This window comes from Alkalinema sp. FACHB-956 (assembly GCF_014697025.1).
Taxonomy (GTDB): domain Bacteria; phylum Cyanobacteriota; class Cyanobacteriia; order Leptolyngbyales; family Leptolyngbyaceae; genus Alkalinema.
In genome coordinates, this window is record NZ_JACJRC010000039.1 from 16,577 (window position 1) to 39,649 (window position 23,073).

Consider the following 23,073-nt stretch of genomic DNA (forward strand, 5'->3'; position numbering starts at 1 on the left):
TCGATCGTGTAACCTACTTACAGGTACCTTGCGCTTTTGGATCGTCATAGTCCCTTATCATCACCCATGACAGCGTTTGATGACTCCCTTTTTCCCTCCTTGGAGGATGCGATCGATCATCAGCCCCTGATGGTTGCGCCTCAAACGTCATTGTCTGAGGTGGTTAGCTTAATGAATCAAACACGGGGTCGTAAACTGCTGGAAGCAATGAGTCGCAGTACGGGCAAAATGTCTGGGGCGCGATCGAGTTGTGTTTTGGTCATGAAAGACCAGCAACTCCTCGGCATTCTGACGGAGCGGGATATCGTTAAGCTCACGGCTAAGGGACTGGACTTCGAGCAAACTATGGCTGAAGAAGTGATGATTCATCCGGTCATCACTCTTTCTGAGGCTGCTTTTCAAGATATTTTTGCAGCGCTTTTTTTATTTCGACGCTATCGAATTCGACATTTAGTCATTACTGCGAACGATTCCCCAAGCAATCACAATACTGTGGTGGGAGTGGTTTCCTCAGAAAGTATTCGCCAGGTACTGCGGCCCACCCATCTGCTGAAGTTGCGGCGGGTGGCGGATGTGATGACAACGGATGTGGTTCATGCTCCTCCGGAAACATCGGTTTTAGAGTTAGCTCAACAAATGGCAACTCATCGCGTCAGTTGCGTCGTGATTACGGAAACAGATAGCTGGCAGGAAAAGCTGAAGGTGATTCGCCCGATCGGGATTGTCACAGAACGAGATATTGTGCAGTTTCAAGCCTTTGGACAAGCGTTATCGATGGTCACTGCGGCGAAAATTATGAGTAGCCCGCTTTTTCTACTGAATCCCGATGACTCCCTGTGGACGGCCCACCAGGAAATGCAACGAAGACGGGTACGGCGCTTGGTGGTTTCCTGGGATTGGGGTGCAAAGTTAGGCATCGTCACCCAAACTAGTCTGCTAAAAATTTTCGATCCAGTCGAAATTTATGGCGTTGTCGAAACCCTTCAACAAACCGCCATTGAACTGACCCTGGAAAAAGCTCGCCAACCCACAACAATCCCACCGACTGATCCATCTCTACCGATTCCTCCCCATGTCGCCCCAATACCAGACGTGGTTACAGCCTCAGAGAATGTTACAGCCTCAGAGAATGTTGCAGCCCACGAACCGGATTTAGCTTTACTCCCCGATTTAGCACTGTCACAAATGGAATCGGGCCCTTTCTTATCCAATGCCCTGGATACTGCATCTTGTCATACGGTTCCGTTTCGACCGATCGAAACTCCAAATTTGGGTGAATTGCTCCTTGATTTGCAGCGACAGTTAGAAGAGTTACATCAAGCAAGCAATCTGTCCCCCGAGGAACGGCAACGACGCTTAGCTGTGATGATCGCAGAAGTCCATCGTATGCGCAGTTTTCTCAACCATGCGCCCCTCGATGCCACTGCGCGATCGATCAGCTCGTAGCGGGTTGAAACTTGTAGCGGGTTGAAACGCTTAGCTTGCTAACAAATCGATCAACGTGCAACTTGCTAAAAATCAGTCGTTTGGGGCAGAAAGTTGCTTGGGCTGGAGGCACGATCGATCGGCAATTCCGGTAAGGATGAACGATTGATGCGATAGGTGGGCGTCGAACGATAGGTACGGCTGGGCGATCGATGGGATGGCCCAGTCATGCGAGTAAATAGGAAAAATCCACCCACCAACACCGCAACCCCAGCCACAACTGCGATCGCGATTTTAGTGGCACTGTAGGGACGCTCGCCCATGACTTGCCCCGTTTGGGCATTCACAATTACTTGAAAGACCTTGTTGTTATAGCGATAGGCTGATAGCCACACCGGTAACAAAATGTGTTTGAAAGTAATCTCACTATGCTGCGTAGAGACAGAATCCACATGCTGTTCATCCCCACCGATATCGTGACGAACATCCTGATGAATCGTTTCTTGCATTTTCTGTTTCGCGCGATCGAGGCCCGATTCGAGAGAAACTTGATAGCGCTGGGCCTTAAAACCCGCCAGAAAGGCCGGACTGTAGGGCACTAATTGTTGTAAATTCCAGTTGGTTAAACGGTTGAGCTGTTTCTCAGGCAGTTGAGTGGTGGCTGGGATTAACACATCATCAAACGATCGGGACACATAGCCGGAAGTGGAATACCAATGGGTATGGCGAACTTGCTCACTAGTGGTCACCGTTTCCCCCTCGGAATTGGTGTACGTGCGCGTTTCAGTCACGTAGTAATACTCGCCCCGTTGCCCTGTATAGGAACTGTGGGTTTGCGCATCGTAGGTCCAAAACGGTAGATACACCCCCTGTAGCCCTTGCTGTTGAGCCATTTCCTGCAAACTGTTGGGGACAAACCAGTTATTGCCCAACCATTTGCGAATTTTATCCCGTGCCTGATTAGCGGTGACTTTGCAGGGCAGCACCCCCCCCGGCTCCACGACGGGATGGGCCTTTTCACCTTTGCCCACAATCCCCGTACCGCAGAAGGGACATTTACCAGCCACATCCGGCGGCTGGAAGGTAATGCGGGCCCGACATCCCGGACAAGCCACCTCCAAAGCACTGTCTGACAGCAGTACCGTTTTCACTTTCCGTTCTGCCAAAAAGGACTCGAACGGAATTTCCTGCAACCCATCGGGAAGCTCTGGAACGGCTTCCTCGTGACCACAGTAGGGACATTTCAACTGTCCAGCCTTGGGGTTAAATTCGAGCTTAGCACCACAACTTGAGCAGGGAAACTCTTGCAGGTGGGTCAATGGTGTGGTCGTCATAGACAGGAAATAGAATGACGTTCAAAGATAGACGAAGGTCTGCGATGCCCTGGGAAGCCACCCTACCAGCAAGGAAGATCGGGCATGGCTCGGGAGGATTAGCTGGGTAATTAACTGGGTAATTAACTGGGTAATTAACTGGGTAATTAACTGGGTTAATTAGCTCGAAAATTCCATGACTCGGAAATTACAGGGCTGGGGGAGGGGGCGGTGCACTATTCAGAATCATGGTCAGTTCAGGAATATCCTGGGCTCGTTGCCAGTTCGCCATCCCCGATCGCCATGCATAGGTCTCAGCAGTGAGACCATTTTGCAGTAATTGTTCTGGGCTAAAGGGGCCAAAGTTTTGCCCACCTCGGGAAATGAACCACTGGACAGCGGGCATGGGGGGCGGGGGTGGGGCAATAGGCTGCTGTTGAGCCGGTTGGGGGGCGGGCATTTGGGGATTTTGCATGGTCTGTATGGTTTGCAGGTTTTGCTGGGCGAAGGCTCCCATGAGTTGCTGCCCCATGGCAATGCCCACACCAAAATCGAGGGCGGGGGTGCCACCACCGTTGGGATTGTTGGCAGAAGCTTCGATCGCGTTGGCGGCTTGGAATTGGGCGTACTGTTGCATATTGCCCAGAATGCCCATGGACGCCCGTTTGTCGAGGGCTTCTTCCACTTCCGGCGGCAGGGAAATATTTTCAATCAGTAATTGCGTTAAATCCAGGCCGAAGCGCTGTACTTCCTCCAACATCGTTTGACGAATTCGATCGCCCAGTTCACCGTAGCGGGAGGCCAGATCGAGCAGGGGAATTTGACTCCCGCCAACGGAATGGGCAAAGGAAGTCATGATCATGTTGCGAATTTGATCGCTGATTTCTTCGACTTGGAAGAGGCCGTCGGTGCTGACCAGTTCTTGCAGCAGTTGGGTGGGATCGGCAACGCGAATGTTATACGACCCAAAGGCTCGCAGCCGCACGGGGCCGAGTTCTGCATCGCGCACAAGAATGGGATTAGCGGTGCCCCATTTTAGGTTGGTAAAGATGCGGGTACTAAAGAAGTAGACTTCGGCTTTGAAGGGAGAATTGAAGCCATACTTCCAGCCTTGCAGGGTGCTGAGGATGGGGAGGTTGCGGGTGGTGAGTTCGTAGGTTCCGGGTTCAAAGGCATCGGCGACTTGGCCTTCGTTGACGAAGACTGCTTTTTGGCCGGGGCGCACAATCAGCTTTGCGCCCATTTTGATTTCGTTTTGGAAGCGCTCAAATCGATAGGCGATCGTGTCGTTGGTATTGTCCAACCACTCGATAATATCGATAAACTCAGCCCGAATCTTATCAAAAAGTCCCACGGAAGCCTGCCTCGCGATGGATTGAAATGCAATAGATATCTACAGCATGCCCATTTGCGATTCCGGGGAATCATGATCAACGTGTCGATCGGGACGACTTCACTGGCGTCACTACTTCCCAGCTAGCAGGCGTATCCTATCCAAGAGCCCCTTTGAGATTCACCCATGGAACCGCTTGGGAGATCGGGCGACTCTATTGTGCCGGGGTGGAGGATTTCGATCGCCGAAACACACCCATCATGGACAGTCCAGTCACTAATAGCCCCAAACTCCCCAATCCATTGAGAACCGGATAAATGGCTTGAATCCCAAACAATTCTCCTGTGTGAATACGCATCAGTAACCAGAGAAATCGCTTGGTGCCCAGCCAATCTGACAGAATGGGATAGGCCATGCCCGTAATGGTGGTCAGAAAAAAAGGAATACAAGTAATCAGGGCAAGTACACGATGGTATCGACGAAAAGCTCGAATCAACATGGGGCTTCAAGAATCCTACAATGCTGTTCAGAGTCTGGCGTGATTGTGTGTCTTTAGGAAGGGAGATAGCAGGAAGATTTATAGGTTCTTGATAAGGAGGGCTGAGTTTAAAGCTCTGATATTTGAGGATCGTTAATCTGGATAGTAAGCCATATAATGGGCAGCAATCCAGCAGCGATTTTACCCTCAGCATTGCTGGATTGCCCTCTGATCTACATTCATCCGTTAGTAAAGACTAACCCTATATTTACCGCGACCTGTGGGATAGAGTGATGTCACAACTATAAAATAGGTTTCATCACTGGGGAGTTCGGCCCGTTCAATTTGCACGCGGTACAGTTTGTCTTTGTCGGAATAGGTATTAATGAGTTCACCTTTAGCATTAACAAGATAGACCAATGGAATGAAGTCAGCACTGGGAGTATCGACCCGGATGTTAACAATCTGACCTTTCTTGCCTGTAAATTCGTAGGCGGCAAAGGGACGTTTGCTATCCGTGAAGCGAGGACTCTTATCATTGAGCGCCCCTTCCTTATCTAAAAGATAGTTAGTTCGATCGTCCCTGACCACGAGACTGTAGCGACCAATATCTTTTTCAGCACGACTGGTAACTACGATCGCGTAAATTCCGTCCTTCGGCAGACGATTGAACATAAAGGCACTTTTGGAGTTATTACCTTCACCAAACCGTTTGCCAATTACCCCCCCATCGGGATCAAAGAGGAATAGGGAAGGGGTGAGTCCTAACCGTTTATCGTTGCTACCTACCAAACGAATTTGAATGGGTTCTTTGGCCTTACCATCGTAAAAATAAACATGGTAATAGCGGTTATTGGCAACTCGATCGAACTGGGATAATACACCCGGTTTTGCCAGAGACTTATCAATAAATTCAGGTGGTTTGGGCGTTGGGACCGAAGGAGGTGCTGGAGGGGTTTTGGGAGGAGTTTTCGGAGGAGGAGAGGATCCTGAATTGTCCAGAGGGGGAGGATTATCCCGTGGCGGCGCAGGGGGAAGTTCTTCGCGGGGAGGGGGCGCGATCGGGGGTTGGGGCTGGGGTTCTGCGGGAACTGGAGTGGACTGACTTTGGTTATTTTTAATCGTGTTGTTGATTAAATCATCCGTGGAAGTCGCAATAATAGCTCCTGCTAAAGTTAATACACTCACCAAAGTCATTCCCGCCAAGTTGTACTTCAGTGAGCGCACCTTGGTGTTGAGTAATTTTGGCTTGAATAATAATTTTGTTCTTAAAAGAGTCTTAGATAAATTCATTGTCAAGCCTCAGTAAATTCAAAGGAGAAACGCAGAAATCAATGGATAACAATAGAACTTCAGGCAAGATCAAAGTCAAGAAATAACTAGAGCAAAGACCATTTTTATTGTTCTTCAATCTTAACCTTGGCCAAAACTGCATTAGGCTCATAGGTAGGATCTCGAACGGACTGATCCCACGACTTAGCATCTAACAAAGCTCTCATTTCACCTGCCTTCATCCGAATAACTAGTTCCTGAAACTCCGCATATTTAGGTGGAAAAGACTCAACGGGGTTCCCTCTAAGAATCTCCATAAAGCCTAGTGCATAAACACGCAACAAGGTTTCTCTCTGCACTGGATCATCCGTGTTCACTTCACAAGTAATGATTACTTTTTTATCACTTACTTGAGTAACTATAGGTTTTGCAGTATTAATCAAGTTGGATTTCTTAGGATGTTTTTCTGGAATCACTTTGTTGATGTAATCGTCCAAAACTTGAGCTTGCCATTTCAGTTTTTGTTCCTGGGCTTTTGCATATAAATCAGAACTTGCTGGGATATCCTGGATGATTTTCATCGCTTGTTCTAAACTATCACTTTTTTCGTCTTTGGAAGTAGCCAAAGCTTTGTCTAGGGTAATCTGGTCTTGAGCTGTTGTATTGGCAGGACCACTAGGTGAAGTTGATGGTAATTGTGTAGTCTGTGGCGATTGTGTTGGAGTTGTAGATGATGATTGCCAGAGTTGATTTAGCCCGATCGCGCTAACAACTAATAACCCCACCGCTGCGCCCCCTAAGCCTAACCAAAGGACTTGAGGCGAGACGTTCAAACGAACCCGACTTGGAGTTTCCTGGGGGCGAGAACTCGATGATGGGTGCGGCGGAGTGGGGGATGATGGGGTATCTACCCAGGTTGGAATGGGCGAGGTTGACTGAGGCGAGTTCAAGTTAGAATTCGCAGAGGTAGATTGCGATGATTGCGATGAAGCGGCCTGTGGAATTGGTTGGGGATCAACCCAAGTTGGCATCGGTGGACGATCGATCTGGGAAGCACTCGCGCTTGCAGCAGCATTACTCGTGGAATCAGCTTGTTCGATCGACTCAATGGCCGCCGGAGGATTAGCGTGGTCATCAGTCGGTGGCAAGGAAACCAGCGTTTCATTCGGCGGATTCACCAACGGTTCAGAATTGGAGTCTTGAGCACTAATAACAGTCAGCTGCGGTGGCAGCGGTTCTGGGCTGGAACTAGAATCCTGGGAAATTGCACCTGGTAAATTTTCTAGATCCTGCAAAACCTCCTCAACGGATTGATAGCGATCGCGAAAATAGTACCGCACCATTTGGGTCAAGATCTCTGCAAACTTGTCACTAGTATTGGCCCAAGGTTTCCAGATAATTTCGCCCGTTGCCGAATCTTCCTGAAATTGGTCGGGATACAATCCTGTCACTGCTTGAATCCCAATGATTCCCAATGCATAGATGTCACTATTAGGGCGGGGTCTCCCATTGGATTGTTCGTTCGGCATGTAGCCTGGAGTTCCCACCCCCACCGTCAGTGCTGAACCTCCACTGCTGGTTCGCCGAGTAAAGCCTGGTTGCCGAATTTCTTTGACCGTCCCAAAGTCCACCAGAACTAGCTTGTTATCTTGATGCCGACGAATCAAGTTATCTGGTTTAATATCACGGTGAATCACGCCTTCACGGTGAATAAATTGGAGCACATTCAACACATCTGCTAACAAGTACTGCACATCCTGTTCAGCCCAGCGATCGCCCGGTTTCATTTCATCACTCAGGGGATGGCCTTCCACTAATTCTTGGACGAGATAGAACTCCTTATTTTCTTCAAAATAGGCCATTAATTGCGGAATTTGATTATGTTTGCCGAGCCGCATTAAGGTTTCGGCCTCAGACTGAAATAATCGCCTTGCATGATCTAAAAAGAAGGTATCCCGACTGGCCGGTGCTAAGTGCTTCAAAACACAGCGAGGATGGCCCGGTAAATCGGTATCCTCAACCACATAGGTTTCTCCGAAGCCGCCCCGTGCCAAGGCGGAAACCACTTTGTAGCGGCCTCTGAGTACTTTACCGATTAGTCCGGGAGATTGCATAGCACTAAGATTGCATGGCTCTAAAGGAACAGAGAGACGATTCGCCAGTGAAAGCTATCTTGCATTGGAGGGAGAAGGATGGGCACTGGGATGAAAGTAGGTAATCGTGACCTGGGACTGAGGATTAAAGCCCACCACAAGGTTGATGCCATCACTCAATAGACGACCTTCAGTGGGAATGGGCTGACCATTTTCCATTAATTTATTGGCACTATGCTCATCATAAATTCGATAATCCTCCCCAACTTTTTCTAGCGTGGCATGTTGCCTAGAAATGACTTCCCATCCATCATCGGGTAGCACTAAATCTGCCCAAGCCCGATCGCGCCCCAGACGGTGCCGTGCCTTTTGCAGATAAAAGCGTTTCTCTTGCCCATTTTGGTTTTTCAATGTGAGAAAGGGCTGATTACTCATGACGGTCGATCGCCGTAAGAAGTTAGTCATGCGATTGATCTGAGTCTTTTGGGGAGAACGCACCAAGGTATCATTAGGGGAATCACCTGACATATCCCCCATGTCACTGCCGCTGTTGCTATTCACTTGAGCCAGCAACGATCGACGCAATAGGAAGTACCCAATCAACAAGACCCCCAGTACGCCTGCAATGCCACCAAAGGCCAGCCAGGGGGCAATTTTCCGCCACCCAATCACTTGATCGTTACGCTTTTCCCTAGCTTTGGCTAACCATGCTTTTGCCTGGGAGTGAGACGGGAATAGTTGAGTGACTTCTTCAAACCGGAGCTTAGCAGTTTCGTAATCACCTTGTTGATAAAAATCAAGTCCTTCTCGAAAGAGGCGATCGGTTGTACTTTCTTGGTTAATCGTTGCCCCTGCCGGCCCGATAAATTCCTTAATAGTATTGCTTGTAACTGCAAAGGGAAAGGATGTTCCAATTTCTCGATCTGTTCGAGCAAATGCAATTACACCAACTACTTCACCTGCGGCATTGAGGACAGGACTCCCCGAATTTCCACCTCCTACCCTTACATCTACTTGTAGCGCAGGTGAGTCATTACTTAAGGGCTTTGATGCAGAAATTTTTCCAGTGGTAATGGATGGTTCTTGTAAACTCTTGGAACTGATATCGGCTGCGCCTGGATAGCCAATGACTGTGATTTCATCTCCTACATTGACATTTCCAGAAGTATCTATCCGTAAAGTTGGAGCATCTTTAATGCCATTGATCTTGATGATAGCAACATCTTTACCAACTCTAGTTTCTTTTCCATCCCCATCAAAGGCTTTTCCTGCCGATTTCACTTCATAATCTCTGGCATCTCCATTGGCGAGGATCACTTGCCTTTCCTCTTGCAAGCTTTTTTCTAATTTACTATTTTTTCTGACGTCTTCCTTTCCGGCTTCAGAGATGGAAGAAATATCACCCGTATTATGAATACGCTTTAAAAGTCTCTGAAATAACTCTTTCTCACAGCTTTCTTTGGCAACGAGATGGGCATTAGTCACAATATAGCCATCAGAACTAATAAAAAAACCAGTCCCAGTCATCCAGAATTTTGGAATCTCGTAATCGGTTCGTTCATTTTTAAAATTTGTATAAGAGTATGATCCTTGACAACTTGTTCCCAGCCTTACAACTGCAGAACTAGCTTTCACCTCAACACCTGACACAGAAGATTGAGCTACAACAGGGCTAGGGAAAAAGTATAGAGTTGAAGCAAGTAACGGGATTGTTGCAGCCTTCATAACGATATGCTCCTTATCTTAAGTGTTTTAGACAATCGCTTTGAGAATAGTTGAAATTGTTACAGAAACAATTCCCTACGAACCTCTTTGGAAAAAGCTGGCATCACGAACTCATTAAAAATGAAAAGTTCCAGAAAGTTAAAAACATTAAATCTCAGACAACTTCAGGACAACGATCGAGATCAAGACAAAAATGCCATGAACAACCTGAAGACGACAAACTATCAGCCATCCTCAAACTACAAAAATAGATGAAAGGCTATCAAATTTGCTAAAAACATTAGCGTTGATAGATGGCTTAGGTCGATTTACAAATTTTTCCTGATGTTAAGAATTAATAGCTTTTATAGGCTTTGATTCTTACCCTAGAATAGTAAGACATGTTTTCTTTACAGGAAAGCTTATTTCATAAAATTTTTAAAATACGCTCTTACAAGCTTGAGGGATCACTAAAAGACTGATTTTTATTCTCTGAGATAGTTGTGAAAATCAAAATTCTGTAAAATTCTGTAATTTAGGTTAACTATGAGTCCTTCTAGTCGCTACCGAGTCAAGCTATTCATTGCCTACTCTCATCAAGATGAGAATTGGAAAAATGAGTTGACTACGCACCTTGCGGCCTTAGAACGACAGGGGATCATAGCGCCTTGGCATGATCAGTGTATTAGTCCAGGGGAAGCACGACAGGAAGCCATTGATCACAATCTTCGAACCGCGCAAATTATTTTATTGTTAATTAGTCCTGACTTTATTGCCTCCGATCGGCTTTGGCAGCGCGAACTTCAACAGGCCATGGTGCAGCATACCGCTGGTCTTGCGCGGGTGATCCCCGTCATTCTGCGTCCCACCCTTTGGAGTGATACCCCCTTTGGACACCTAGCTCCCTTACCCCAAAACGGTAAACCGATTCTTAGTTGGGCCGATCGTGATGAAGCCTTCCTCCAGGTTGCGGAAGGAATCCAGCAAAATATTAATCGTTTACTACTGCCTTCTACACCTTCTACACCACCTCGTCCTCCCACACAGTCACCGACCCCTCATCCAACGCCCAGTAGCGAAGTAAGCTCGATAACTCTCTGGAAAACGAGTTCTCAAATTGCCCTGCCTTGCCTTGCAATTATTGTATTGTGGACGATCGTCGGATGGCTCAGTCAGGCACAGGATGCAGATATCAGTGGCTGGATGCCTATTCTCCTACTGGGAGGCACGATCGGGGGGTTGGGGAGTCGGTTATTAATCGTCTGGGCCGAACGACAATTGGGGCGAACCATTCTGTGGGATGCCGTGATTCTGCGTTGTATGATTTGGGCAATTGGTGGGTTATTGGGTTGGGGCCTGTTGGGAAAACTGATGGGCTACCCGTTCTTTCGGTCTGGCCATGGGATTTCTCTAGGAATCATTGTAGGAGTCAGCATTGGAATTTGGTTAATCCTTCAGAATGGAAGCAGTGGAAATGGCAGAAACGCCTATCGTCATCATCTTCCAAACAGCACAAACAACACAACAAAAGTAAACCGAAGATAAAACAAGGTTATTTGAAAATTACCATTGAAACATTCGTTTATTCACATTGGACGCTTATTCACATTGGACGTTTATTCACATTGTATTCCTGGGTTCTGTAATGAAACCTCTCTCACTATTACTTCGCGATCGATAAACGGTGGAGCCAGATGTAATCGGAACCTTCCGGAGAGCATTTGCTTTGGATTAAATTGTTGGAATAGTGCAAATTATTGCCATAGGGGCCTTGGTGATAGCCCCGCGAAGTCCATTCGCCGAAGGGATCATTGACGCGAAAACCTGAACGATCGTAGCCACGCACTACAATAATGTGGCCGAAACTGGTGAAATAGCCATGGATAATGCAGGGTTTTCCTTCCGCGATCGCCTTCCGAATATCGGCCAAACTCCCCCGTAGGGTTAACTCATTTTTGAGGCCATAGGCTGCGGCCATTTCCGCCAAATCACCGGGTTCATGGCGGCTCAAACCTTTTGCTTCCATGTAGCGATACAGTTCATCTTCCAATTGCATGGCAGAGGTTTTTTGTGGAATTTGGAAATACTGCATCACCATGGCAAAACAGGTGACATTGCAAGCGCCCTTTGGGTTGAGCGCATTATCCAACTGCGTTCTATGGGGAATATTTAACTGTTTGGTGCTGGGTAACCCCCAGAGGGGACGGACGGTAGGCGTAGGGGGTTGCTCCATCGTCGGAGTTTGCCCCCGTTGGCTGACTAACTGGACATGGGGCGCAAAAACATACCAGGTGTTGCGCGGCGGATCTCCTAAAAAGCGATTAATTAAAGCCACTTTCCAATGGAATTTGCCCACCGGCTTCCAGGAATGGACTTCAAACATACGACCCGCTGGCACTTCCACTTTATCTCTAGGCGCAAGACGGGAAGAATCCGTCGTATATTGCTTAAAAACCGTATTTTGTTTAACTCTCAGTTGCATAATTCCATAGTCCAGTAGCGATAGGCTGCCGTAGCCATTGTAACGACCCCGGTCACAATGGATGTCTCATCGGCTTCAAACTCGGGATGATGCAGGGGATGGTTGACCCGATCGCTGAAGCCCACCCCCAAGCGAAACATACTGCCTGGGGCATGGCGCAGATAAACGGCAAAATCTTCCGCCCCTAGGGAGGGTTCATGAATGATCTGCAATGCATCCCGGCCCCAAGCTTCGATCGTGGCGGATTCGAGTAATTGCGTTAGGTCATGGTCATTTTGTACCGACGGCACGCCCCGACGGTAGTTGAGATGATATTTTCCACCGTAGGCAGAACAGACATTGGCCACAATTTGCTCAATCCACGTCGGCAATGACGCATGGGTCTCGGGGTGCAGCGATCGTACCGTGCCCGTCAGTTTGACCTGGTCGGCGATGACATTGGGGGCTCGACCGCCTTGGATTTGGCCGATCGTGAGGACGACGGGGCGGAGGGGATTTTGGGTTCGGCTGATGGCCTGTTGCAGGGAGGCGATCACCTGGGCGGCAATCCAAATCGCATCGATCGCTTCGTGGGGGCGGGCTCCATGGCCTGATTCCCCTAGGATGGTAATTTCCAAATCATCGGCGGCGGCGGTCAGCGACCCATAACGGATGCCAATCTTGCCCGCAACGATCGACGGAAAGACGTGCAGCGAGAGAATATGACTCACCGACTCCATGGCCCCATCCTGCACCATCCATTCGGCCCCTTGGGCAATTTCCTCGGCGGATTGGAACAGAAATCGTACCGTTCCCGGCAGCCCCCCCAGTTCGGCCAAGACCATCGCCGTTCCCAACCCCACGGTCGTATGAATATCGTGACCACAGGCATGCATCACCCCCGGCGTTCGGGAAGTGAAGTCGATCGCGGCCCGTTCCTGAATCGGCAAGGCATCCATATCTGCGCGAATAGCCAGCAGTCGGTCATCCTGCCCAGTGCCCTTGAGGGTGCCTAACAAGCCCACCCGTCCCACGCCTTCCTGGACATGCAATCCCGCCGATGACAATACCCCAGCCACATAGACAGCGGTTTGATATTCTTGTCCGCTCAGTTCTGGGTGGCTGTGGAGGTGCCGCCGAATTTCAATCAACCGAGGGGCAAGCTTTTGGGTAATAGTATGAATACGATCGCAAATAGGAGTCGGCAGGTCTTGAGTTTGCATTCCAGCATCAGGATAGAGTCTTACTGTACCCATAATAGCGATCGTTCCTCGGTCAATCGTTGCCCGATCGTGGGTTGATGGAGGCGATCGTGGATAGGGAACCTTGTCTTGGGTGGAAAATTCTGAGGGCAACTGAATCAACTGCCGCCAATTGGAAATTACATTCCTGGCGTGAGGCGGTCAATGTCCTCCACTTTTCCTTCAGTCATAGGGCAAGCTAAACCATAGAAGGCTGAGTTTAATTTGCTAACCTCGCTAGTTTGGGAAATCCCATGTTTATTGACACGACAACGCTCTCGTCCGCTGAATTGAAATCCGCGATCGTGCGGGCTCCGTTGGAGCTTTCCCCAGAGGCGACGGTGATGGCAGCGATCGGTGAGATGAGCGGTGTGCGAACCATGTGTGCAACTGCCAAATCGATCAACCATACGGTGGATGAACTTCACCTAGAGGCGCGCTCCAGTTGCGTTTTAGTGGTGGAAGATAAGAAATTACTTGGGATTTTGACGGAACGGGATGTGGTGCGCCTGACGGCCCAGCAGCAATCGATCGAGACCTTGACCCTGCGCGAGGCCATGACCACAGATGTCATTACCCTGCAAGAATCAGCCTTCACCGATCTGTTCTCCGCAGTCAATTTGCTTCAGCAGCACCATATCCGTCATTTGCCTGTTTTAGACGACCAGCATCACCTCGTCGGACTCCTTACCCATGAGAGTTTGCGGCAAACCTCCCGCCCGATCGATCTCCTGCGCTTACGACTGGTGGCAGAGGTGATGACAACGGATGTGGTCTGTGCAGCGCCAGAGTCCAGCATGTTAGAAATCGCCTGCTTGATGACCCAGCATCGGGTGAGTTCTGTGGTGATTACCCAGCTTCAGAGGAGTCAGCATCAGATGACTGGACAACGGGCGATCGGGATTGTGACAGAGCGAGATCTGGTTCAGTTTCAGGCAGTGGGTTTAAGTTTAGACAACTGTACGGCGGGGATGGTCATGAGTACTCCGCTATTTTCAGTCCATCCCGAGGATTCTCTTTGGGTGGTTCAGCACCTGATGGAAAAGCACTTGATTCGCCGCTTAGCGGTCACAGATGATCAAGAGTGCTTACTAGGAATCGTCACCCAAAGCAGCTTATTGCAAGCGCTCAATCCCCTAGAACTCTATAAATTGGCAGAGGTTCTCGAAAAAAAAGTTCTGCAATTAGAAGCTGAAAAAATCGAACTTCTGCAACACCGCACCCTAGAACTAGAGATGCAAGTGGCTGAACGAACCGCCGCACTTCAAGCCAAGGTTGAGCAAGAACAATTAATCGCAACAATTTCCAGTCAGATTCGATCGTCGTTGAACTTATCTGAAATTCTTAAGACCACGGTTGATAAATTACGACTTCTGTTTCGATGTGACCATGTGGCAGTGTGGAAATTTCAACCGGACTGGAGTACGGTTGTGGTTTCTGAAGCCTCAGCCCAAGAGGAGAAGATGTTTCTCGGCTTCCAGGCAACCGATCATTGTTTCGCAACGGATTGGCTAGAAGCCTACCGCAATGGTCGTGTTCGGGTCGTTGAAGATATCTACCAGGCTGAAATGACGGATTGCCACCGGGAATTACTGGAAAGCTTAAATATTCGCGCCAAGGTACTTGTGCCGATCACCCAGGGCCCATTGTTATGGGGATTATTGACGGTGATTGAAACCCAGCACCCTCGCCAGTGGCAATCCGATGAAATTATCCTACTCCAACAACTCGCGAACCAAATCGCGATCGCGATTCAACAGGCAAACACCTATGAACAAATGCAAATGGAGCTAGTGGAGCGCAAACAGGTAGAAATTCAGTTACGGGAAAGTGAACAACGCTATGCGACCTTGGCAGCAGCCGTTCCGGTGGGGATTTTTCGGACAGATGCCCAAGGCAAAAGCATTTATATTAATCAACGCTGTTGTGAAATGATTGGATTGCGTGCGGAGGAAACCTTTGGAGATAATTGGCAGCGCTATTTACATCCCGATGATGCTAGGAAGGTGGGACAGGAAGCCATTGCATCTCGCCAGGAAGGCAGGCCGTTTCGCTTAGAGTATCGCTGTCTCCATCCGGACGGTAGATTGATTTGGGTGTTTGGTCAAGCGGTGGCGGAGTATGACACCCAGGGCAACATTATTGGCTATGTGGGAACCTTAACGGATATCACCGATCGAAAACAGGCAGAGTTGGCGTTACAGCAGTTAAATCAAAATCTAGAGGTCATTGTTGAACAACGCACCAATGAATTACGCCAAAGCAATGTTCAACTTTCCAATGTCAACGCAGAATTGGCTCGGGCGACTAGGCTAAAGGATGAATTTCTGGCCAATATGAGCCATGAATTACGCACGCCCCTCAATGCCATTCTGGGGCTGTCTGAGGCGTTGCAGGATGAGATTTTAGGGGATTTGAACGATCGACAGCAACGGTCGATCGCGACCATTGCCAAGAGTGGTCGGCATTTATTGGAATTAATTAACGATATTCTCGATCTGTCTAAGATTTCCGCTGGCAAGTTAGATTTGGATGTAACTTCCATTTCAATTCGGCTCTTGTGTGAAGGCAGTTTGGTGTTTGTCAAGCAACAGGCTCACCAGAAACAGATTCGCTTGGCCAGTGAAGTGCCGGATGATCTCGGCAATATCATGGCCGATGAACGACGCATTCGCCAAGTTCTGATCAACCTATTGACCAATGCGGTGAAGTTCACGCCATCTGGGGGGCAGGTTACTTTGCGGGTTGCGGTTTACGCGGGTCAATCCAATTTAGGCCATCTAGAACCCGCTTCGATCGGGAATATACACCTACCGCAGCCGTTTCTGAAACGATTGCAGGACTCATTGCGACAAACAGCATCCAAAGAATTACCACGGCCTGAGCAATCCTGGATTCTTTTTCAAGTCCAAGATACTGGCATTGGCATTGCTCCGGAGGATCTAGCACGGTTGTTTCAGCCGTTTGTTCAAGTGGATACGAGTTTGAATCGGCAGCAGACGGGGACGGGGTTGGGACTTGCGTTGGTGAAGCAAATTGCAGAGTTGCACAGTGGAATGGTTTATGTGGACAGCCAGCCAGAACAGGGGAGTTATTTTACGGTAGTTTTGCCCTATCAAATGCCCACGATCGAAGCGGTACCTCCCCGAGAAGTGGCTCCAGCCGATGGGATGGAAGGGGAGCCGATGGCAGGGGCACAAAACACGGTTTTTCCATTGATTTTGCTGGCGGAAGATAACGAAGATAACATTGAAACCTTTAGTGCTTATCTGTTAGCGCGGGGATATCGTTTAATGCTGGCTGGCAATGGGGAGGAGGCGGTGACCTTGGCGCAGAGGCATCGTCCGGATTTGATTTTGATGGATATTCAAATGCCGAGGGTGGACGGTTTGACTGCAATTCGTCGGTTACGGGCCGATAGTAGTCTGGCGGATATTCCGATTATTGCGCTGACGGCATTGGCGATGCAGGGGGATGCGGAGCGCTGCCTCGCCGCAGGGGCGAATGATTATTTGAGTAAGCCGGTGCGGTTGAAGCAATTGCTAGATGTGATGCAGCAGTTACTTTCTCCCGATCGCTCGATCGCCCCTGAGATCATTTAACGATCGCGTTCCATCATGCTGATGTATTTCCAATCGGAGCCGAGAACTGGAATCGGTGGACTCCAGCGAATGCGTTCACAAAACCGCAGGACTTGCAGTTGATTGATTGTCGCTTGGACTTCTTCGCGGGTGCCCACGAGGTAGAACTGGAGCGGTCTGCGGGAATCGTCGATCGGATTTCCTGGGCGATCGTTGTCACCAAAGCCAATAAAGCCAATGAACATGGGATTTCTCCTAGGTGTGGGGATGGGAGGAAATCCCAAAAATTAAAGCCACCCTTTGCGCAGGACAAGTAGGGTGGCCCGATCGAATGTTACAATCCGTGTCAGACCGCCTAGCTGCCGTTACAGCTGGGGGGTTTAGCTACCCTTTGTTGTTCGCAGCAACGCTGGGTAGCGCTTTAATTTTTGGGGTACAGCCAACTCAATCGGTGAAGGACACGGTTGCAACTGGCTATGAAAAACCAGCCTAGGGGTAAAGTGGGGCGCTGTCAACTGTATTTTAATTCTTTGCAATTCTGTGATGTTTTGTAATATTTAGGGGTGGATCTTGCTAAATCCGGATCCCCCTAAATCCCCCTTAAAAAGGGGGACTTTGAGAGTAGGAGAAAATTTAAGCTAATAAGAGAATTTTTGAGAAAGTGTGATGAAAGGGTAGGAATGTGGATTATTTTGGCTCGATTCCCCCTTTTTTAAGGGGGGCTAGGGGGGATCGAATATTTAGGGGAACTAGGAGCGATCGGGCGATCACGATGTTAGAGATCTAGCGACCGACTAGAGCCGGAAGATCGAGGTTGAGTTTTTGGCCGAGGTCGATCGCGGTGTTGGTGAAGTCGGTGACGTTGGCGACGGTGCCTGCGATCATCGTGGCGGCAGTGAAGAGGGCAATGAGGCGTTTTTTGATGCGGGTGTTGTTGCGTTGTTCTGGGGGTTTGCTGAGTTCCGTTTCGAGATCTTCTAGGTCAATCTCAATTTCTTCTTTTGTTTCGCTGGGAAAGGTTGCAGCCGTTTGGCGCAAGCTGGCGATGAGTTGTAAAAGTTCTGCGGTATTAGTGCCAATATATTGGTTTGCGTTCTGTTGTGCGTTATCTCTGACCTCATTCGCAAAGTTTGCAATATTGGCATTCCGCAAATCATTGGAGTATTTAGATTCTTGATTCATAGCAACGGCCTCTGCTTTATTATGAATGGGTCTACTAACCGCTAGTTTAGCGATTTCTCGCATATCCTCATATTCTCTTCGATAATCTTCATCCCCTCTTTCTTGTATCCTTCGCCGTTGGCGTTGTTCCATGGATTCGTAACCGTCGAGAAGTTGCCGTAAATTGAGGCGGAGTTTGAGTTTGCCGATCGTTTTAATTTGTTCGCCCATGTCTTCCAGTCCGAGCAACTCTTGGTAGTCAAGGGGGTCGGCGTCGGGGTGGCCTGGGACGGGGATGTATTCACCAATTTCCAGGTTGGCGAAGGATTTGTGGATGCGTTGGAAGGTGTCGCGGATGAGGGTGAGGAAAGCGCGGCGGGTTTGCTCGCGGCCACTGATGCTGATGAAGATTTTGCTGTCGGCGGGGTCGGATTTGATGCGGGCGATGTTGCAGGGGTCGCCGTTTTCGCAATATTGCAGCAGGACTCCGGTGCGCCAGTAGGTTTGGTTGTGGATTTTTTCGTGGGAGAGGACGATGAAGCGGGAAATGATGCTGTCGGGCAGGATGGGGTAGTGGTATTGGAAATCGAGGGTGTCGTCTGGGAGATCGGTGTTTTGGGGTTGTTCTTTGGGCAGGATGGCGGGGATGAGGTGGTGGGGAGAGTCGGGCAGGGGGAAGCAGAGTTGGAATTCCTGCATCAGTTCGATCAGGCAGTGGTGGCGGTTGGGGGGATAGCGGTGGCGATCGAGGATGCGAGTGAGATCGGCGCGGGTGAGGATGCCTTTGGTTTCGGTTTTGAGACGATCGTCGCTGAGGAGGGCGTAGATGCCGCTGGTGACCCAGTGGGGGTTGAGGATGCTGGTGGTTTGCAGGATGGGATGATCGCGGAAGTTGAGGACGATGCCGAGGTTGTGGAGTAGGCGGATGAGTTGGTCTTGGTCAATTTCTTCGGTGATGTCGTTTTGGGCGCAGAGGGTGATGTAGCGTTCGAGGCTGATGAAGTCTTGGTCGAGGGTTTCGAGGGTTTGTTTGAGGTTGAACCAACTGAGGGGCAGGAGGTCATAGACTTCGCGCAGTTCGGCAATTTCGTGGTGAATTGCCTGGGAGAGTTCTAGGATGCCTTGGCCGGTGGCGCAGGAGGTTTCGAGGATGGCTTTGATGTTGGGGTATTTTTCGCGCAGGGCTTTGCGGTTGATGTCGAGGGGTTGTTCGTCGCATTTGTTGCCGACGATGATGACGGGGGCGCTGTCACCAAAGGTTTCGATCAGTTGCAGCCAGTAGTCGAGGCGGTTTTCTTCTTCGCTGGTGCGGCAGTTGGCGATCAGGAGATAGAGGCTGCGTTTGGTGAGGAAGAATTGGTGGGTGGCGTGGTAGATTTCCTGGCCGCCAAAGTCCCAGACATTAAGACGAATGGGTTTTGTATTAACTTCGATGTTCCATCGAGTAATTGCTAAACCATCGGTTTGGGATTCGTTGGGATTGTATTGATCATGCATTAAGCGATTGAGCAGAGAAGTTTTGCCAACGCTCCCTTGACCAACCAGCAGGACTTTGGCTTCGTTCAGGGGGCGGTATTCCCCGCTGCGCAGTTGCTTCAGGTAATTAAAAATATCTTCCACCGATCCTGGATCTTCGTTCAGATCAGCAGGGCCGAGGATCTCGGGAGAAATGGGCAGGCGATTGCGCCGTAAATCGAGGGTTTTGAGTTGTGGTAAATTTTGTAGACAATCAGGAATCGCTTCAATTTTGTTATCTCTCAAAGATAAACTTTCCAACTGGATTAGTTGGCCAATGACTTCTGGAATCGCCCTAATTTGGTTATAAGAAAGGACAAGGTCTGTCAGATTCGACAGTTGACCGATCACCTCCGGTATCACCCCAATTTGGTTATTCAAGAGGTAAAGCTGCGTCAGATTCGTCAGTTGGCCGATCACCTCCGGTATCACCGCAATCTGGTTGTTAGAGAGGGAAAGCCACGTCAGATTCGTCAGTTGGCCAATTGCCTCCGGTATCACCGCAATCTGGTTGATAGAGAGGGAAAGCTGCGTCAGATTCGTCAGTTGGCCGATCACCTCCGGTATCACCGCAATTTGGTTGGTAGAGAGGTAAAGGTGCGTCAGATTCGTCAGTTGGCCAATCACCTCTGGTATCACCGCAATTTGGTTGTTATAGAGGTAAAGGTGCGTCAGATTCGTCAGTTGGCCAATCGCCTCCGGTATCACCGCAATTTGGTTGTTATGGAGGGAAAGGTGCGTCAGATTTGTCAGTTGGCCGATCACCTCCGGTATCACCGCAATTTGGTTGTTAGCGAGGTAAAGCTGCGTCAGATTCGTCAGTTGGCCGATCACCTCCGGTATCACCGCAATTTGGTTGTTAGCGAGGTCAAGCTGCGTCAGATTCGTCAGTTGACCGATCACCTCCGGTATTACCCCAATTTGGTTGTTATAGAGGTAAAGCTCCGTCAGATTCGTCAGTTGGCCGATCACTTCCGGTATTACCCCAATTTGGTTGGTAGAGAGGTCAAGCTGCGTCAGATTCGTCAGTTGGCCGATCACCTCCGGTATTACCCCAATTTGGTTGTTAAAGAGGGAAAGCTGCGTCAGATTCGTCAGTTGGCCGATCACCTCCGGTATTACCCCAATTTGGTTGTTAAAGAGGGAAAGCTGCGTCAGATTCGTCAGTTGGCCGATCGGTTCTGGGATTTCGGTCAAACCTATACTGACTAATTCCAAGACTGTTAAATGTGACATTCGCAATACCACTTCAGGAATCTCTCCAAAAGGATTGCCAGCCAGATTTAACGTTTGCAAATTTTCTAGTGCTGTCAGTTCCGCTGGCAAGGTCGTAATTTCATTAGTCACTAGCGTCGGAAGAACGTGATTCCCTACCCGTTCCCATTTCTCCACTTTTCCCAATACCAACCGCTTCAACCCCGTCAGCCGCCCAATTTCCTTCGGCAGTTCCGTCAGCCCCATCCCCGACAGATCCAATTCTTCCCATTGTTCATCCGCAGCCCGGTCAATGAGACGGAGGAGTTCTTGGGGAGTGGTGGGGTTTGGCATGGTGAGAGTGGGAGGGTAAGAGGGTGGGAGACAGCTAGTTTTATTTTGACAAAAATTTTTAGAATTGGGAACGTGAGCAACCTACAATCGTTCCATCCTTGTATGGCAAAACTACCAAACAAGCACCCAGGACATATCCATAGAAGTTGAGGAAAACAGCATCAACTACATCAAATCCTGGAGAAACGATCGCAGCCCTGAAAAACTGCTCGTATCAAAAGTATCAACTCTAACGATCGTAGTTAGAAGTCGAGATAGGAACGCTATAGTAAGTATTATGCTGCTTTACTGAGTCATCCTTATGTCAGACAGCCTTCGTTACATCACAGACAACACAGGCAAACAAATTGGAGTTCTGCTCGATCTTGACGCATATCACCAACTCACCCATCCATTATTGAACGATCGTCAATGTCTCATTGGCCTCAGCCGCGAAGAACTCCTTGTCCTTGCCAACTGCAAAATTTCCCCAGCAGAGCAATCTCGCCTCGACGAACTACTGGCCAAAAACACCGAAGCTCAATTATCAAGCACAGAAACCAGCGAACTCGATCGAATCCTCGCTGAAGCAGATCATCTAATGGTGCTCAAAGCCCGTGCCCTCTACACGCTCAAACGCCTTGATGAGCACACGATCGCTTCATGAGTACCTACATCTCCGTAACCCTTCAACGCCGCATCCGGCAGCAATTCTGTAATCGTTGTGCCTATTGCCAAAGTTACGAAGCACTTATGGCTGTAACCTTTGAAATTGAGCACATCATACCGCAATCCGCAGGCGGAGAAACAGTCTTGGAAAATCTCTGTTTAGCCTGTCCACCCTGCAATCGTAGTAAAGCTAATCGGCAAACTGCTCTTGATAACGATCGTATTTAGAAAATGGGGGACTCTCAACCAATCCCCCTATTCCAAGAATTCACAACTACATTAACAGTTATTCACCATCCTGTAGCTCAACCAATCACCACAGAATTCGCGATTACTTCTTACCCTTATCCTTTTTACCCTTCTTCCCCTTCTCCGCAGGTTCGATCGTAGCATTGCCATTACGATGCGCCTTGCGATGCTGCACCTCCACCACCGTATGGACATTCCCACGGGGCTGAAAATCACCCTTCACCGTTATCTCCAACGGATCACAAGCCGCCACCAAATCATCCAAAATCTGATTCACCGACTCTTCATGGGAAATGTACTTATCGCGATAGCCATTGACATACAGCTTAATCGCCTTCAGTTCCACCACCTTTTCATCGGGCACATAATTAACATGGATCGTCGCAAAATCCGGATAGCCCGAAAACGGACACTTACAGGTAAACTCCGGCAACGTAATGCTGATGTTATACTCCCGTCCTGGGCGCGGATTCGGAAACGTAATCAGCGTCCCTTCCTCAATTTCCCGCTCACCATACTTCATCGTCGTAGCCTGGTTCGCTTCAGTCGTAGGTTCCACCATAACAATCATTCCTAGGGTTCAACAGGACTCCTGGGAGCCCCATCGCTGATAATACGCGAAAGCGATCGTCCTTGTGGCGTTTTCTCCACAGCGAATTTACTGGACTGACAGGTTTCCAGGGTGTGCGGGGGAAGTCCACAGGGTAGACTAGGCATGGATATCATCCACAGCTCTTGTCAGTTGTTGTTGTGTACGTTGTTGTGAGGAATCGCTATGGAATGGACTGCTGAAGCCGAAGCCAAACTGAAAGAAATCCCCTTTTTCGTCCGCCCCGCCGCCCGCAAAAAAATCGAAAAACTGGCAGAAGAAATGGGCGCAACCCAAATCACCGCCGAAATTTACGCCCAAGCCAAAGCCAAATTCGGCAGCAAGTAATACCAAATCAACCTGTGATTGCAACCCATGACGATCCCCCTAAATCCCCCTTAAAAAGGGGGACTTTGAAAGAATTTGACTAAATTCCCCCCTTTTTAAGGGGGGCTAGGGGGG

17 protein-coding genes are annotated in these 23,073 nt (G+C 49.1%); 6 read left to right on the forward strand and 11 right to left on the reverse strand.

Translation table 11 applies throughout. The features are described from left to right. The first annotated feature begins 66 nt into the window (after positions 1-66). On the forward strand, positions 67-1,446 hold the full coding sequence (locus tag H6G21_RS23345) for a CBS domain-containing protein (RefSeq protein WP_190576611.1): 1,380 nt from the start codon (positions 67-69) through the stop codon (positions 1,444-1,446). A 65-nt stretch (positions 1,447-1,511) separates the two neighbouring features. Here the strand turns inward: H6G21_RS23345 and H6G21_RS23350 are convergent, their stop codons facing one another. The 6 genes from H6G21_RS23350 to H6G21_RS23375 form a co-directional block, all read right to left on the reverse strand. After that, positions 1,512-2,759 (reverse strand): hypothetical protein, encoded by a 1,248-nt coding sequence (locus H6G21_RS23350; protein WP_190576613.1) that lies wholly within the window; start codon positions 2,757-2,759, stop codon positions 1,512-1,514. Between the two features lie 187 nt (positions 2,760-2,946). Then, positions 2,947-4,092 (reverse strand): SPFH domain-containing protein, encoded by a 1,146-nt coding sequence (locus tag H6G21_RS23355; protein WP_190576615.1) that lies wholly within the window; start codon positions 4,090-4,092, stop codon positions 2,947-2,949. 193 nt (positions 4,093-4,285) lie between these two features. After that, positions 4,286-4,570, reverse strand: coding sequence for a peptidase (locus H6G21_RS23360; protein ID WP_199307403.1), 285 nt, complete (start codon positions 4,568-4,570; stop codon positions 4,286-4,288). Between the two features lie 225 nt (positions 4,571-4,795). After that, on the reverse strand, positions 4,796-5,842 hold the full coding sequence (locus tag H6G21_RS23365; protein WP_190576617.1) for a hypothetical protein: 1,047 nt from the start codon (positions 5,840-5,842) through the stop codon (positions 4,796-4,798). A 104-nt stretch (positions 5,843-5,946) separates the two neighbouring features. After that, the gene (locus tag H6G21_RS23370) at positions 5,947-7,935 is read right to left on the reverse strand and encodes a serine/threonine-protein kinase (RefSeq protein WP_190576618.1); all 1,989 of its coding nucleotides are present in this window, start codon (positions 7,933-7,935) and stop codon (positions 5,947-5,949) included. Between the two features lie 54 nt (positions 7,936-7,989). Then, positions 7,990-9,639 carry a trypsin-like peptidase domain-containing protein gene (locus tag H6G21_RS23375; RefSeq protein ID WP_190576620.1) on the reverse strand — a complete coding sequence of 550 codons (1,650 nt, stop codon included), beginning with the start codon at positions 9,637-9,639 and terminating at the stop codon, positions 7,990-7,992. 525 nt (positions 9,640-10,164) lie between these two features. Here H6G21_RS23375 and H6G21_RS23380 point away from each other — a divergent pair. Next, positions 10,165-11,163, forward strand: coding sequence for a toll/interleukin-1 receptor domain-containing protein (locus H6G21_RS23380; protein ID WP_190576622.1), 999 nt, complete (start codon positions 10,165-10,167; stop codon positions 11,161-11,163). A 118-nt stretch (positions 11,164-11,281) separates the two neighbouring features. On the opposite strand, the gene H6G21_RS23385 is transcribed toward H6G21_RS23380, so the two are convergent. Further along, on the reverse strand, positions 11,282-12,100 hold the full coding sequence (locus tag H6G21_RS23385; RefSeq protein ID WP_190576624.1) for a C39 family peptidase: 819 nt from the start codon (positions 12,098-12,100) through the stop codon (positions 11,282-11,284). Next, positions 12,091-13,302 carry a M20 family metallopeptidase gene (locus H6G21_RS23390; RefSeq protein ID WP_190576654.1) on the reverse strand — a complete coding sequence of 404 codons (1,212 nt, stop codon included), beginning with the start codon at positions 13,300-13,302 and terminating at the stop codon, positions 12,091-12,093. Before H6G21_RS23390 ends, H6G21_RS23385 begins: the two co-directional genes overlap by 10 nt. 272 nt (positions 13,303-13,574) lie before the next feature. On the opposite strand from H6G21_RS23390, the gene H6G21_RS23395 reads away from it, so the two are divergent. Then, entirely contained in the window at positions 13,575-16,922 is a 3,348-nt protein-coding gene (locus tag H6G21_RS23395; protein WP_190576632.1) for a CBS domain-containing protein, read from the forward strand. Here H6G21_RS23395 and H6G21_RS23400 read toward each other — a convergent pair. After that, positions 16,919-17,146 carry a hypothetical protein gene (locus H6G21_RS23400; RefSeq protein ID WP_190576634.1) on the reverse strand — a complete coding sequence of 76 codons (228 nt, stop codon included), beginning with the start codon at positions 17,144-17,146 and terminating at the stop codon, positions 16,919-16,921. The genes H6G21_RS23395 and H6G21_RS23400 overlap by 4 nt on opposite strands. A gap of 538 nt (positions 17,147-17,684) precedes the next feature. Beyond that, positions 17,685-21,125, reverse strand: a complete 3,441-nt coding sequence (locus H6G21_RS23405; RefSeq protein ID WP_190576636.1) for a leucine-rich repeat domain-containing protein — start codon at positions 21,123-21,125, stop codon at positions 17,685-17,687. Between the two features lie 301 nt (positions 21,126-21,426). On the opposite strand from H6G21_RS23405, the gene H6G21_RS23410 reads away from it, so the two are divergent. Together H6G21_RS23410 and H6G21_RS23415 are read left to right on the forward strand one after the other, a co-directional pair. Beyond that, entirely contained in the window at positions 21,427-21,771 is a 345-nt protein-coding gene (locus H6G21_RS23410) for a hypothetical protein (protein WP_190576638.1), read from the forward strand. Further along, positions 21,768-22,001, forward strand: a complete 234-nt coding sequence (locus tag H6G21_RS23415; RefSeq protein ID WP_190576640.1) for an HNH endonuclease — start codon at positions 21,768-21,770, stop codon at positions 21,999-22,001. The genes H6G21_RS23410 and H6G21_RS23415 overlap by 4 nt, the downstream gene beginning before the upstream one ends. A 103-nt stretch (positions 22,002-22,104) precedes the next feature. Here the strand turns inward: H6G21_RS23415 and queF are convergent, their stop codons facing one another. Beyond that, positions 22,105-22,593, reverse strand: coding sequence for a preQ(1) synthase (gene queF / locus H6G21_RS23420; RefSeq protein ID WP_190576642.1), 489 nt, complete (start codon positions 22,591-22,593; stop codon positions 22,105-22,107). Positions 22,594-22,797: 204 nt separating this feature from the next. On the opposite strand from queF, the gene H6G21_RS23425 reads away from it, so the two are divergent. Next, complete coding sequence (locus H6G21_RS23425; protein WP_190576644.1) at positions 22,798-22,959, forward strand: PCP reductase family protein; 162 nt, start codon at positions 22,798-22,800, stop codon at positions 22,957-22,959. Positions 22,960-23,073 lie beyond the last annotated feature (114 nt).

Coding starts and splice junctions, on each gene's coding strand:
- H6G21_RS23410 (WP_190576638.1), top strand. CDS start 21,427: ATGTCAGACAGCCTTCGTTACATCACAGACAACACAGGCAAACAAATT.
- H6G21_RS23390 (WP_190576654.1), bottom strand. CDS start 13,302: ATGCAAACTCAAGACCTGCCGACTCCTATTTGCGATCGTATTCATACT.
- queF (WP_190576642.1), bottom strand. CDS start 22,593: ATGATTGTTATGGTGGAACCTACGACTGAAGCGAACCAGGCTACGACG.
- H6G21_RS23405 (WP_190576636.1), bottom strand. CDS start 21,125: ATGCCAAACCCCACCACTCCCCAAGAACTCCTCCGTCTCATTGACCGG.
- H6G21_RS23385 (WP_190576624.1), bottom strand. CDS start 12,100: ATGCAACTGAGAGTTAAACAAAATACGGTTTTTAAGCAATATACGACG.
- H6G21_RS23365 (WP_190576617.1), bottom strand. CDS start 5,842: ATGAATTTATCTAAGACTCTTTTAAGAACAAAATTATTATTCAAGCCA.
- H6G21_RS23345 (WP_190576611.1), top strand. CDS start 67: ATGACAGCGTTTGATGACTCCCTTTTTCCCTCCTTGGAGGATGCGATC.
- H6G21_RS23375 (WP_190576620.1), bottom strand. CDS start 9,639: ATGAAGGCTGCAACAATCCCGTTACTTGCTTCAACTCTATACTTTTTC.
- H6G21_RS23350 (WP_190576613.1), bottom strand. CDS start 2,759: ATGACGACCACACCATTGACCCACCTGCAAGAGTTTCCCTGCTCAAGT.
- H6G21_RS23380 (WP_190576622.1), top strand. CDS start 10,165: ATGAGTCCTTCTAGTCGCTACCGAGTCAAGCTATTCATTGCCTACTCT.
- H6G21_RS23360 (WP_199307403.1), bottom strand. CDS start 4,570: ATGTTGATTCGAGCTTTTCGTCGATACCATCGTGTACTTGCCCTGATT.
- H6G21_RS23400 (WP_190576634.1), bottom strand. CDS start 17,146: ATGTTCATTGGCTTTATTGGCTTTGGTGACAACGATCGCCCAGGAAAT.
- H6G21_RS23395 (WP_190576632.1), top strand. CDS start 13,575: ATGTTTATTGACACGACAACGCTCTCGTCCGCTGAATTGAAATCCGCG.
- H6G21_RS23415 (WP_190576640.1), top strand. CDS start 21,768: ATGAGTACCTACATCTCCGTAACCCTTCAACGCCGCATCCGGCAGCAA.
- H6G21_RS23425 (WP_190576644.1), top strand. CDS start 22,798: ATGGAATGGACTGCTGAAGCCGAAGCCAAACTGAAAGAAATCCCCTTT.
- H6G21_RS23370 (WP_190576618.1), bottom strand. CDS start 7,935: ATGCAATCTCCCGGACTAATCGGTAAAGTACTCAGAGGCCGCTACAAA.